General features: G+C 69.7%; 12 protein-coding genes. 9 read left to right on the top strand and 3 right to left on the bottom strand.

The features are described from left to right. Positions 1–66: 66 nt before the first annotated feature. On the bottom strand, positions 67–273 hold the full coding sequence (locus tag ASF65_RS21685) for a hypothetical protein (RefSeq protein ID WP_055888752.1): 207 nt from the start codon (positions 271–273) through the stop codon (positions 67–69). Here ASF65_RS21685 and ASF65_RS10865 point away from each other — a divergent pair. From ASF65_RS10865 to ASF65_RS10835, 7 genes are all read left to right on the top strand, one after another. Beyond that, positions 272–1,075 carry a MetQ/NlpA family ABC transporter substrate-binding protein gene (locus ASF65_RS10865; protein WP_055888749.1) on the top strand — a complete coding sequence of 268 codons (804 nt, stop codon included), beginning with the start codon at positions 272–274 and terminating at the stop codon, positions 1,073–1,075. The two genes, ASF65_RS21685 and ASF65_RS10865, sit on opposite strands and share 2 nt — an antisense overlap. Positions 1,076–1,122: 47 nt before the next feature. Then, positions 1,123–2,253 (top strand): ATP-binding cassette domain-containing protein, encoded by a 1,131-nt coding sequence (locus ASF65_RS10860; RefSeq protein ID WP_055888747.1) that lies wholly within the window; start codon positions 1,123–1,125, stop codon positions 2,251–2,253. Beyond that, a complete protein-coding gene (locus ASF65_RS10855; RefSeq protein WP_055888745.1) occupies positions 2,246–2,899 on the top strand; it encodes a methionine ABC transporter permease in 654 nt (217 codons plus the stop codon). The genes ASF65_RS10860 and ASF65_RS10855 overlap by 8 nt, the downstream gene beginning before the upstream one ends. A 154-nt stretch (positions 2,900–3,053) precedes the next feature. After that, on the top strand, positions 3,054–4,466 hold the full coding sequence (locus ASF65_RS10850) for an LLM class flavin-dependent oxidoreductase (RefSeq protein WP_055888743.1): 1,413 nt from the start codon (positions 3,054–3,056) through the stop codon (positions 4,464–4,466). Then, complete coding sequence (locus tag ASF65_RS10845; RefSeq protein ID WP_055888741.1) at positions 4,466–5,011, top strand: flavin reductase family protein; 546 nt, start codon at positions 4,466–4,468, stop codon at positions 5,009–5,011. Before ASF65_RS10850 ends, ASF65_RS10845 begins: the two co-directional genes overlap by 1 nt. Before the next feature lie 35 nt (positions 5,012–5,046). Further along, positions 5,047–6,219, top strand: coding sequence for an FMNH2-dependent alkanesulfonate monooxygenase (gene ssuD, locus ASF65_RS10840; protein ID WP_055888739.1), 1,173 nt, complete (start codon positions 5,047–5,049; stop codon positions 6,217–6,219). Beyond that, on the top strand, positions 6,216–7,625 hold the full coding sequence (locus ASF65_RS10835; RefSeq protein ID WP_055888737.1) for an FAD-dependent oxidoreductase: 1,410 nt from the start codon (positions 6,216–6,218) through the stop codon (positions 7,623–7,625). The genes ssuD and ASF65_RS10835 overlap by 4 nt, the downstream gene beginning before the upstream one ends. Positions 7,626–7,634: 9 nt before the next feature. On the opposite strand, the gene ASF65_RS10830 is transcribed toward ASF65_RS10835, so the two are convergent. Then, a complete protein-coding gene (locus ASF65_RS10830; RefSeq protein ID WP_055888735.1) occupies positions 7,635–8,033 on the bottom strand; it encodes a RidA family protein in 399 nt (132 codons plus the stop codon). Positions 8,034–8,215: 182 nt separating this feature from the next. On the opposite strand from ASF65_RS10830, the gene ASF65_RS10825 reads away from it, so the two are divergent. After that, positions 8,216–8,782, top strand: coding sequence for a TetR/AcrR family transcriptional regulator (locus ASF65_RS10825; protein ID WP_055888734.1), 567 nt, complete (start codon positions 8,216–8,218; stop codon positions 8,780–8,782). Positions 8,783–8,853: 71 nt separating this feature from the next. Beyond that, complete coding sequence (locus ASF65_RS10820) at positions 8,854–9,747, top strand: alpha/beta fold hydrolase (protein ID WP_055888732.1); 894 nt, start codon at positions 8,854–8,856, stop codon at positions 9,745–9,747. Between the two features lie 26 nt (positions 9,748–9,773). On the opposite strand, the gene ASF65_RS10815 is transcribed toward ASF65_RS10820, so the two are convergent. After that, positions 9,774–12,953, bottom strand: a complete 3,180-nt coding sequence (locus tag ASF65_RS10815) for a multidrug efflux RND transporter permease subunit (RefSeq protein ID WP_055888730.1) — start codon at positions 12,951–12,953, stop codon at positions 9,774–9,776. Between the last annotated feature and the right edge of the window lie 22 nt (positions 12,954–12,975).

The raw sequence follows: 12,975 nt of genomic DNA, 5'->3' as shown, positions 1-12,975 counted from the left end.
TAGGCTCGTACAGCCGGTGGACCGGGTCGAAGCCGGCCTCGCCCGGCCGTCCGCGGCGATCCACCGTCAGCCCCGCTGCGGCACCTGGAGCTTGCTGCATCCCTCCGACGCCGAGAGGTTCAGAACGCCGAAAAAGGAATCCGTCCCGTCCGACGGAAACAGAATAATATACTTTGTCGGTAGATATTGAAGGCTTACCCTGATGGCATGTTCGACGCCGTCAGCACGGCGCGGGCTGATGCCACTCAACGCAAGCTCGAGCCCGGAACCCATGAAGACGCTTCTTCTCGCCAGCATCGCCACCGCCGTCCTCGGGCTGTCCTCCTTGGCTCATGCCGACGCGCTCAAGGTCGGCGTCACGCCGGGCGCCTATGCCGATTCCGTGGCGGCGGCCGCCGAGGAGGCGAAGGCCGAGGGGCTCGACGTCGAGGTGGTCGAGTTCTCGGACTGGACGACGCCCAACATCGCGCTTGCGGCCGGCGACATCGACGTCAACTACTTCCAGCACAAGCCCTTCCTCGACAACGCCGTGGCCGAGCGCGGCTACGAGTTCGCCGAGGTGGGCACCGGCACGCTCGCCAATATCGGGCTCTATTCGCTGAAGCATAAAAGCTTCGACGAGATCCCCGAGAACGGAACGGTCGCCATCGCCAACGATCCGGTGAACCAGGGGCGCGGCCTGCTGCTTCTGGAAAAGGCGGGCCTCATCAAGCTGAAGGACGGCGTCGGCTTCAAGGGCACGCTCGACGACATCGTCGAGAACCCGAAGAACCTCAGCTTCACCGAAGTCGAGGGGCCGCAACTCGTGCGCGTCACCGGCGACGTCGACCTCGCGCTCGGCTATCCGCACTTCATCGTCGCGGCCAAGGCCTTCGATCCGGCGAGCGGCCTCATCTATTCCGGCATCGACGACCGCCAGTTCGCGATCCGCTTCGTGGTCGCCAAGGACCGCGCCGCGGACCCGGACATCGCGCGGTTCGTGAAGATCTTCCAGACCTCGCCCCGGGTGCGCGAGGCGATCGGCACGGCGTTCGCCAACGATCCGAAGCTCTACACGATCGCCTGGGAGAACTGAGAGCCCGGCCCACCGCCTTGTCCCGGTTCCGATCCGAAGGTTTCGCCATGTCCGAACTCGCCCTTCCCCTCGCCCGATCGGGCTTTGCCGCTTCGCTTCCCCCGGTCGCACGCGAGGCATCGAGGACGGTGGAGCGCCCCCTCGTCGGGCGTCGCGCCGGTTCGGTGCGCTTCGAGGGCGTCGGCAAGACCTATCGCGCCGCGTCCGGCGACGTCAGGGCGCTCGGCGGCATCGACGTCGAGGTGTCCGAGGGCTCCGTGTTCGGGATCATCGGTCGGTCCGGTGCCGGCAAGTCGAGCCTCTTGCGGCTGGTGAACCGGCTGGAGGAGCCGACCGAGGGCCGCGTCCTCGTCGACGGCGAGGATGTCGCCGCGCTCGGCACCGACGCGCTGGTCGCCTTCCGGCGCCGGGTCGGCATGGTGTTCCAGCACTTCAACCTCCTCTCGGCCAAGACGGTGCGCGAGAACGTCGCCCTGCCGCTGCGCGTCGCCGGCGCCCCGCGTGCCGAGATCGACCGGCGCGTCGCCGAGGTGCTGGCGCTGGTCGGCCTCGAGGGCAAGGAGAGCGTCTATCCCTCACGCCTGTCGGGCGGTCAGAAGCAGCGCGTCGGCATCGCGCGGGCGCTGGTGTCCGGCCCCGAGATCCTTCTCTGCGACGAGGCGACGTCGGCGCTCGATCCCGAGACGACGCTGCAGATCCTGTCGCTCCTGAAAGACATCAACCGCACGCTCGGGCTCACGATCATCCTGATCACCCACGAGATGAGCGTGATCCGCGAGATCTGCGACCGCGTGCTGGTGCTCGACCGCGGCGAGGTCGCCGAGACCGGGCCGGTCTGGCAGGTCTTCGGGCGACCGGCCCATCCGGCGACGAAGGCGCTGCTGGCGCCGCTGACGCGCGGCCTGCCGGATGATCTCGCGGCACGCCTGACGCCCGAGCCGCGCGGTACGGACGACGAGGAGGCGCTGGTCGAACTTCGCTATCTCGGCGCGGCGGAGCCCGATCTCGCGCTCCTCGCCGCGCGCTTCCCCGGCAGCCTTCGCCTCGTCGACGCGGCACTCGAGCGGATCGGCGGCCACACGCAAGGGCGCCTCCTCCTGGCCGTCAGGCTTGGCGCCGGACGGCTCGATCTGAACGCCATCCCGAACACGCAGGCGAAGGTTCTCGGCTATGTCTGACGCGATGATCACACGCCTCCAGCAGGCGTTTCTCGACACGCTCTCGATGGTCGGCATCTCGGCGGGGATCGCACTTCTGGCCGGCGTTCCGCTGGCCCTGTTCCTCGTCCTCTCGGCGCCCGGCGGCATCGCCGCCGCCCCCGTGGCGCACCGCGTCCTGTCGTCGATCGTCAACGGCTTCCGTGCGACGCCCTTCATCGTGCTTCTCGTCGCGCTCCTGCCGCTGACGCGGTTTCTCACCGGCACCACGATCGGCGTCTGGGCGGCGATCGTCCCGCTGTCGATCTCGGCGACGCCCTTCTTCGCGCGCATCGCGGAAGTATCGCTACGCGAGGTGGACGCCGGTCTGATCGAGGCGGCGCAGGCGATGGGATGCCGGCGGCGGCACATCATCCACCACGTTCTCCTGCCCGAAGCGCTGCCGGGCCTTGTCGGCGGCTTCACGGTGACGCTCGTCACCATGATCGGCGCGTCGGCCATGGCCGGCGCGGTCGGGGCCGGAGGGCTCGGGGATCTCGCGATCCGCTACGGCTACCAGCGCTTCGACACGACGTTGATGCTGGTCGTCATCGTCATCCTAGTGGCGCTGGTCTCGGTGGTGCAGTTCGCGGGCGATGTCGCCGTCCGCCGCCTGCGCACTCGCTGAGGAGGGACACGGCGATGATCCGCTTCCACCCGCCCGCGTCCGTCGCGGCGACCCCGTTCTCGGCCTCTCGACGTGGCGGAAGAGCGCCTGCGACCATAACTTTCCTGCGCACCGTTGCTTCTCGCGCCGCGGCGCGACCCGAGGAGCAAACGGCATGACGGCCCGCAAAGAGATCCTTTTGAACGCGTTCACGATGAACTGCGTCGGCCACATCAACCACGGCCTGTGGACGCACCCGCGCGACCGGTCGCAGGACTACACGACGATCGGCTACTGGACCGAACTCGCGCGTACGCTGGAGGCCGGTCTCTTCGATGCCGTGTTCATCGCCGATATCGTCGGCGTCTACGACGTCTATGGCGGCTCGATCGACCTGACGGCGCGCGAAGCGATCCAGTTGCCGGTGAACGACCCGACGCTGCTGGTGCCGGCGATGGCCGCCGTCACCGAGCATCTCGGCTTCGGCGTCACTGTCAACACGGCGGTCGAACACCCCTACACCTTCGCGCGCCGCTTCTCGACGCTCGATCACCTGACGGACGGGCGGATCGGCTGGAACATCGTCACCGGCTATCTCGACAGTGCGGCGCGCGCGGTCGGGCGCGACGCCATGGCCGAGCACGACGAGCGCTACGACCGGGCGGACGACTATCTCGACTTCCTCTACAAGCTCTGGGAAACGAGCTGGGACGAGGACGCCGTGCGCCGCGACAAGTCGGCGCGCGTCTTCGCCGACCCCGCCGCGATCCACGAGATCCGGCACGAAGGCCCGTACTACCAAGGGCGGGGCTATCACCTGTCGGAGCCCTCGCCGCAGCGCACGCCGGTCCTTTTCCAGGCGGGCACTTCGGGCCGGGGACAGCGCTTCGCCGCGCGCCATGCCGAATGCGTGTTCATCTCGGCGTCCGACCCGGAGGCCGCGCGCCGCACCGCGCGCGAGCTTCGCGCGGCCGTGGTCTCGGCCGGGCGCCGGGTTGACGACATCCGCATCTTCGTCGGCCTCAGCGTCGTCACCGGCGCGACGGACGCCGAGGCCGAGGAGCGACTTCTCGACTACGTCGCCCATGCCAGCCCGGAGGCGGGCCTTGCGCATTTCGCCGCCGGCAGCGGCATCGATTTCTCGCGCTACGGCCCGGACGACGAGATCGCCTACGGCCCGACCAACGCCATCCAGTCGACCACCGCTGCGGCGCGCCGCAAGGGCCTATCGAAGCGCCAGCTTCTCGACGGGCTGAAGCTCGGCGGCCGCTATCCGCTCCTTGTCGGTTCGGGCGACACGGTCGCGGCCGAGATGGCGCGCTGGGTCGACGAGGGCGAGATCGACGGGTTCAACCTGACCCGAACCGTCGTGCCCGAATGCTGGCACGATGTCTGCCGCTTCGTGGTTCCCGCCCTGCAGGCGAGGGGTCGCTACAAGACCGCCTATGCCGAGGGCACGCTGCGCCGCCGCCTTTTGGGCGAGGGCGATCGCCTGACCGCGCGTCATGCCGGCGTGTCCTCCCATCTGTCCGCGCGCACGGCGGCTGCCGCTGTGCCCTCCTCCCATCTGTCGCTTGAGGTCTCGTGATGTCCGTCACCGCTCCCTTCATCCTCAGCCATTCCCTCGCCGGCGGGCTCGCCGTGCCCCCGATCGAGCCCGGCCTGAAGGATGCGATGCGTCATCTCGTCGGCGGTGTCTGCGTCATCACCGCCGGCACCGGCGCGGATCGGACGGGCGCCACCGTCACCTCGGCCCATTCCCTGTCGATGGAGCCGGAGACCATGCTGGTCTCGCTCAACCTCTCGTCCTCGACGCTTCCGGTGGTCCGCCGCTTCGGCCACTACGGCGTCAACCTCCTGGCGGCACACCACGAGGGCATCGCCGACCGCTTCGCCGGGCGCGGCGGGGCGAAGGGCGCCGACCGCTATCTCGGCGCCGACTGGACCATCCTCGAAACCGGCGCAAGCCTTCTGGAAGGTGCGCTTGCGGTGGTCGACTGCGAGGTCGAGCGGATCATCGAGCATCATAGCCATGCGCTGGTCTTCGGCGCGGTACGAGCCGTGCGCCTCGGGGCGGGCGATCCGCTCGTCTACAGCCATGGCCGCTACGGCGCCTATCGCGCGGCCGTCTGACGCCCGGCGCATCGATCGAAAAAGGTCCCGAGCCCATGCCCCTTTCCATTCCCGACGCGATCAACGTCCTCTGGTTCCTGCCGACGCACGGTGACAGCCGCTATCTCGGCACCAGCGAGGGCGGCCGCGCCGTCGATCTTCTGTATCTCAAGCAGATCGCGCAGGGCGCCGATCAGCTCGGCTATTACGGCGCGCTGCTGCCGACCGGTCGCTCCTGCGAGGATTCCTGGGTGATCGCCTCGGCGCTCGCGCCGCTGACGGAGCGGCTGCGCTTTCTCGTGGCCGTGCGTCCCGGCCTCCAGTCCCCGACGCTCGCCGCGCGCATGACGGCGACGCTCGACCGGATCTCCAACGGCCGGCTCCTGATCAATGTCGTGACCGGCGGCGATCCGAAGGAGAACGGCGGCGACGGCATCTTCCTCAGCCATGCCGAGCGCTACGAGGTGACGCGCGAGTTCCTCGATATCTACAAGCGCGTGCTCGCAGGCGAGACGGTGGATCACGAAGGCAAGCACTTCCGCATCTCGGACGGCCGGCTGCTCTTTCCGCCGATCCAGACCCCCTATCCGCCGCTCTATTTCGGCGGCTCGTCGGAAGCGGCTAACGACGTCGCGGCCGAACAGATCGACAAGTATCTGACCTGGGGCGAGCCTCCGGCGCTCGTCGCCGAGAAGATCCAGACCGTGCGGGCGCTGGCGGAGAAGAAGGGGCGCGAGGTCTCCTTCGGCATCCGCCTCCACGTGATCGTCCGCGAGACGACGACCAAGGCCTGGGAAGCGGCCGACGACCTGATCAGCCGCCTCGACGACGCGACGATCGCGCAGGCGCAGGAGGTGTTCTCGCGCATGGACTCGGTCGGCCAGGCCCGCATGAGCCGCCTCCACGGCGGCCGCCGCGACAAGCTGGAGGTCAGCCCGAACCTCTGGGCGGGCGTCGGCCTCGTGCGCGGCGGCGCCGGCACGGCGCTGGTGGGCGACCCCGACACGGTGGCCGAGCGCATCGACGAGTACCGCCGCCTCGGCATCGACAGCTTCATCCTGTCGGGCTACCCGCATTTGGAGGAAGTCTATCGCTTCGCCGAGCTCGTCCTGCCGCGCCTGCCTTTGAACCATCCGCTGCGCACGCGCTCGGCCGGGGTCAACACCGGGCCCTTCGGCGAGACGATCGCCGGCGACAGCCGCCCGACGCGGATCGCCAGCCAGTCGTGACGACGATTGCGATCATCGGCGGCGGCTTCACCGGCGCGGCCGTCGCCTACCATCTCGCGCGGTCCCCGGCGGGGCGGCGGGCGCAAATCGTCGTCGTCGAGCCGCGCGAGGTCCTGGGGGCGGGGCTCGCCTATGGGACGCGCGATCCCGCCCATCGCATCAACGTGCCCGCCGACCGGATGAGCCTCGACACGCAGGACCCGGACGCCTTCGCACGCTGGCTCCGGACGACCGGCACTATCGCGGACGACCCGGACGCCGTGATCGCGTCGGGCCAGGCCTTTCCGCAGCGGGGCCTCTTCGGGCGCTACGTCGCCGACGCCCTCGCGCCCTTCGTCGCGAGCGGCCGGATCGTCCATCGCCGCACCGCGGCCGAGGCGATCGCGCGCCGCGCCGACGGGACGTTCGACGTCGCTCTCGCGGACGGCTCGCTCCAAGCCGATCTCCTCGTCGTGGCGACGACGCATCCGCCGCCGGCGGTGCCGGCTGCGCTGCGGCCTCTCGCCGGCGATCCGCGCTTGGTCGCCGATCCCGGCGAGCCGGACGCGCTGGATGGCGTGCCGTCGGACGCGCGTGTCCTCGTCGTCGGCAGCGGGCTGACGGCCGCCGACATGGTGGCCTCGCTCGACCGGCGCGGGCATCGCGGCCCGATCCTGATGCTGTCGCGCAACGGACTGCGCTCGCGCGGCCATGCCCCGTCGGCGGTCGAGCCGTTCGGGGACTTTACGTCCGTCCCCGCCCGCACGGCGAGCGAACTCATCCGCCGCGCCCGGCAGGCGATCGCGGAGGCGACGGGGCAGGGGATCAGCTGGCACGCCGTTCTCGATGCCCTGCGCGGCGACGGGGCGGCAATCTGGGGCGCGCTGCCGGAGGCCGAGCGACGCCGTGTGGTGCATCGACTGCGCAGCTTCTGGGATGTGCACCGGTTCCGCATCGCGCCGCAGGTGGCTGATGTTCTCGACCGTCTGGACGGCGAGGGCCGCTTTCGCCTCGTCGCCGCTTCGCTCGTCTCCTCCCGGCCCGAGGCGGACGGGCTCCACGTCGCGTGGCGGCCGCGCGGCCGGCGAGCCGTCGAGACGGGGCGCTTCGACGTCGTCGTCAACACGACCGGGCCCGCTCACCGCGCCGTCGTGGACCGCGAGCCGGTCCGCTCCCTCTACGAGGCAGGACTGGTCGATCTCGACCGCGTCGGCCTCGGGCTGCGGGTCGATGCCGCCCACCGCGCCATCGGGCGCGACGGCGCGGTCGTGCCGGGTCTTCTCATCGCCGGGCCGCTGGCACGCGGCACGTTCGGCGAGTTGATGGGGTTGCCGCAGGTGACGGCCCATGCCGAACTCGTCGCCCGCATCCTCGGCGAGGTTCTCGCCGAGGATCGAGACGTCAGAGACCTGCGGCAGGCCGTCTGAGCCGCCGCGTCAGGCACTTGCCGGCACGCGCGCGATCACCTTGATCTCGAAGTCGAAGCCCGCCAGCCACGTGACGCCGACCGCCGTCCAGTTGGGATAGGGCGCCGCGCCGATCACGCCGTCGCGCACTTTCATGATCGCCTCGAACTGCGCTTCCGGGTCGGTGTGGAAGGTGGTGACGTCGATCACGTCGCCGAAGGTGCAGCCGGCGGCGGCGAGGACGTTGGCGAGGTTGGTGAAGGCCTGCCGGACCTGCGCCTCGAAGTCGGGCTCGGGCGAGCCGTCCTCGCGGCTGCCGACCTGACCCGACACGAACAGGAGGTCGCCCGAGCGGATGGCCGCAGAATAGCGATGGGCGTCGTAGAGGGCGTGGCGGTTGGCGGGAATGATGGCCTGGCGCTGAAGCATGGGTCGGTTCCTGACATAGATAAGGAGGAGCGGGCGTGGAGGCGCTTGCGCGCGCTTCACTTCCTCCCGCGCATTTGATATACGCGGCGTATGTGAATTGGTCGCATACATACGCGACGTATGTCAAGCGCTCGGGCGGGAGAGCATTCGCGATGGCGGCAGCGGGTCGACGGGCGGAACAGATGGAAGCGACGCGCGCCAGGCTGATCGCGGCCGCGCGCGCGGCCTTTGCCGAGAAGGGCTATGCGGCGGCGTCGATGGACGAGCTTACCGCGCAGGCGGGCCTGACGCGCGGTGCGCTCTACCACAACTTCGGCGACAAGAAGGGCCTGCTTCAGGCCGTGGTCGACCAGATCGACGGCGAGATGGCAGAGCGGGCGAAGCGCGACGCGGCCGCCGTCGGTGGCGGTTTCGAGGCGCTGCTCGCCGAGGGCATCGCCTATATCGAGCTGGCGTTGGAGCCCGAGGTGCAGCGGATCGTGCTTCTCGACGGGCCCGCCGTGCTCGGAGATCCCTCGCGCTGGCCCTCGCAGGACAGCTGCCTGCGAACGACGATCCGCACCCTGGAGGACCTGATCGCCGCGCGTGTCGTGAAGCCCGTCGACCCGGAGGCCGCAGCGAGGCTGATCAACGGCGCGGCTCTCAACGCGGCGCTCTGGATCGCGGCGGCGGAGGATCCGCGCGCGGTCCTCGGCAAGGCCGTCGACGCCTTCCGGCAGCTCTGCTCGGGCCTCCTGCGCGCCGATTGACCGCGGGGCCGGGCGGCTACCCAGCCGCTCCGATCGGGCGTAGGCTCCGCTCCGATCTCGGGAGTGCACCCATGGTTCTCGATCGTCGTTCCCTCCTCGCCGCCATGGCGCTCGCGCCCCTCGGCCTCGCGTCCGCCCACGCCGCGACGCCGGAGCCTCTCTCCGACCCGCCGCTTCTCGGCAGCGACTACCGAGCGGCCCGCGCCGGCTTCCGGACCAAGCTTCTTCAGCGTGGACCAGCACCTGACGAAGGCGATCCGCTGACGGCCCCGGACGGCGCAGTGGCGCTCAGCTACCCGTCGGGCCCGCGCGAGCTCGTCGCCTGGGCGAGTCCGCCGGGCGATGCTTCGGCGCGCAAGCCGGCCGTCCTCGTGCTCCACGGCGGCAACGCGATCTGGCACGGTCACTGGCAGGACCTTGCCGCACCCTACGTGGCCGCGGGCTTTCATGCGCTGATGCCCACGATGCGCGGCGAGAACGGGCAGCTTGGCGACTTCTCGGCCTTTTACGACGAGACCGACGACGTGCTCGCCGCAGCCGCCGTTCTGCGAGCACGCCCCGACGTCGATCCGGAGCGCGTCTACATCAGCGGCCACAGCATCGGCGGCACGCTGACGCTTCTCGGCGCGCTCGCCGGCGATTTTCGTGCGGCGGCCGCCCTGTCGGCGTCCCCCGACACGCGCACCTTCTTCCGGCGTTTCGCCGACGAGGTGCCGTTCGACATCGCCGACCCCCGCGAGGTCGAGATGCGCTCGGCCGTGTGCTTCGCCTCCGGCTTCCGCTGCCCGATCCTCATGTCGCACGGCGACGGCGAGACGCGGTCGAGCGGCGCGATCGACCTGACCGTGGCGCGCGCCCGCGCCGCCGGGCAGACGGCCGAACATCGCGTCGTGCCGGGCGACCATATGGGCTCGATCCCCGGCAGCATCCGCGAGGCGCTCGCCTTCTTCGCCCGCGTGGGCTGACGAGCGAGCGCTTGGGCCTCCGCGCCTCAGGAGGCGTGGGGGAGGACGGCGTGCGGCTCCCGCCCGGCGGCTGCCGGCTTGCGCGCGCCCCGGCGCACGAGGACGTAGAACAAGGGCGTCAGGAACAGGCCGAACACGGTGACGCCGAGCATGCCGGAGAAGACCGCGACACCCATCGCCGAGCGCATCTCGGCACCGGCGCCGGTCGACAGGACCAGCGGCAGGACGCCCATGATGAAGGCGAGCGAGGTCATCAGGATCGGCCGCAGGCGCAGCCGCGCCGCCTCGATCGCCGCCTCGCGCGGGCTGCGCCCCTCGGCTTCGAGTTCGCGCGCGAACTCGACGATCAGGATGGCGTTCTTCGCCGACAGGCCGACGAGCACGATCAGGCCGATCTGGGTGAAGATGTTGTTGTCGCCCGCCGTCAGCCAGATGCCCGCCAGCGCCGAGAACAGGCCGGCCGGCACGATCAGGAGGATCGCGATCGGCAGCGTCAGGCTTTCGTACTGTGCGGCGAGCACGAGGAAGACGAGGAGCAGCGCCAGCGGGAAGATCACGATGCCGGAATTGCCCGCGATGATCTCCTGGTAGGTCAGCTCGGTCCACTCGAAGGCGAAGCCCGGCGTCAGTGTCTCCGCGGCGATCCGCTCCACCGCGGCCTGTGCCTGTCCCGACGAGAAGCCGGGCGCGGCGTTGCCGTTGACGTCGGCGGCGAGGAACCCGTTGTAGCGCAGCGCCCGTTCCGGCCCGGCCACCGTGTCGACCGACAGGAGCGCCGACAGGGGGATCATCTCGCCCGTGGTCGAGCGGACCTTGAGGCGGCCGATGTCCTCGGCCCTTGCGCGATAGGGCGCGTCGGCCTGGACCCGCACCGAGTAGGTGCGGCCGAACTCGTTGAAGTCGTTGACGTAGAGCGAGCCGAGATAGATCTGCAGCGTGTTGAAGATCTCGGTAATCGGCACGTTCAGCTGCCGGGCGCGCGCGCGGTCGACATCGGCGAAGAGCTGGGGCACGTCGATGCCGTAGCCGGTGAACATGCCGGTCAGTTCGGGCGCTTGATAGGCCTTGGCGAGGAAGCCCTTCACCACGTCGTCCAGCGCCTTGTAGCCCTGGCCGGAGCGGTCCTCGATCTGCAGCTTGAAGCCGCCGATGGTGCCGAGGCCCTGGACGGGCGGCGGCGGGAAGATCGCGGTGAAAGCCTCCTCGATTCCGGCGAACTGGCCGTTCAGCGACTGCGCGATGGCGCCGGCCGAGAGCTCCGGCGTCTTGCGGTCCTCGAACGGGGCGAGCGTCAGGAAGACGACCGCGGCGTTCGACGAGTTGGTGAAGCCGTTGATCGATAGGCCCGGGAAGGCGATCGTCGATTCGACGCCGGGCGTCTTCAGGGCGATCTCGCCCATGCGCTTCGCTACGGCTTCGGTGCGGTCGAGCGAGGCGCCGTCGGGCAGCTGCGCGAAGCCGACGAGATACTGCTTGTCCTGCGCGGGCACGAAGCCGCCGGGCACCTTCTGGAACAGCACGACCGTCAGCGCGACGAGCACGATATAGACGCCGAGCATCATGCCCTTGCGGGTGATCAGGCGTCCCAGCCCGTTGCCGTAGCGGCGCGACGAGGCGCCGAAGAAGCGGTTGAAGCCGCGGAAGAACCAGCCGAGCGCGCCGTCGAGGACGCGCGTCAGACGATCCTTCGGCGCATCGTGGCCCCGCAGGAGGAGGGCGGCGAGCGCCGGCGACAGGGTGAGCGAGTTGAAGGCCGAGATGACGGTCGAGATCGCCAGCGTCAGCGCGAACTGCCGGTAGAACTGGCCGGTGAGTCCCGAGATGAAGGCGAGCGGCACGAACACGGCGACGAGCACCAGCGCGATCGCGACGATCGGCCCCGATACCTCGCGCATCGCCTGATAGGTCGCCTCGCGCGGGGAAAGGCCGTTCTCGATGTTGCGCTCGACGTTCTCGACGACGACGATCGCATCGTCCACCACGATGCCGATCGCCAAGACGAGGCCGAAGAGCGACAGCGCGTTGATCGAGAAGCCGAGGAGATGCATCACCGCGAAGGTGCCGACGATCGAGACCGGCACGGCCAGAAGCGGGATGATCGAGGCGCGCCAGGTCTGAAGGAAGACCACGACGACGATCACGACCAGCACCACGGCTTCGAGCAGCGTGTCGACCACGGCCTCGATCGAGGCGCGCACGAACTGGGTCGTGTCGTAGACGATCTCGTAGTCGACGCCGTCCGGCATCGTTTGCTTGATCTCGGCCATGGTGCGACGCACCTCGTCGGCGATCGCAATGGCATTGGAGCCGGGCGCCTGAAAGACGGGGATGGCGACCGCCGGCTCGTTGGAAAGGAGCGAGCGCAGGGCGTATTCCGAGGCGCCGAGCTCGACGCGGCCGATGTCGCGAATGCGCGTGATCGCGCCCGTTTCGGGGTCGGTGCGCACGATGATGTCGGCGAACTCCTCGACGTCCCGCAGGCGCCCTTGCGCGTTGACGGACAGCTGGAACTCGACGCCGGCGACGCTCGGCGAGGCGCCGATGACGCCGGCCGCGGCCTGCACGTTCTGCTCGCGGATCGCGGTCACGACGTCGTTCGCCGACAGGCCGCGGGCGGCGGTCTTCTCGGGGTCGAGCCAGATGCGCATGGAATAGTCGCCCGAGCCGAAGAGCTGGACCTGACCCATGCCGTCGATGCGCGCGAGGCGGTCGCGTACGTTGAGAAGGGCGTAGTTGCGAAGATAGGTGAGGTCGTAGCGCCCGTTGGGCGAGGTGAGGTGAACGACCAGCATGAGGTCGGGCGAGGACTTCACCACCGACACGCCGAGGCGGCGGACCTCTTCGGGCAGGCGCGGCTCGGCCTGCGCGACGCGGTTCTGGACGAGCTGCTGCGCCTGGTCGGGATCGGTGCCAATGCGGAAGGTGACGGTGAGCTGCAGCGTGCCGTCCGTCGTCGCCTGGCTCGACATGTAGAGCATGTCCTCGACGCCGTTGATCTGCTCCTCGAGCGGCGTCGCCACGGTCTCGGCGATCACGGCCGGGTTGGCGCCGGGATAGGCGGCGCGCACGACGACCGAGGGCGGCACGACCTCGGGATATTCCGAGATCGGCAGCGCGAAGATGGACAGGAGGCCGCCAAGGAAGATCATGACGGACAGGACGCCCGCGAAGACGGGACGGTCCACGAAGAACCGGGAAATGTTCACGGGCTTACGCTTTCGAAGTGGA

It is taken from the genome of Aureimonas sp. Leaf324, assembly GCF_001423245.1.
Classification (GTDB): Bacteria; Pseudomonadota; Alphaproteobacteria; order Rhizobiales; family Rhizobiaceae; genus Aureimonas.
Note: the sequence above shows the minus strand (reverse complement) of the source record. Positions and strands in the feature narration are given on the sequence as shown.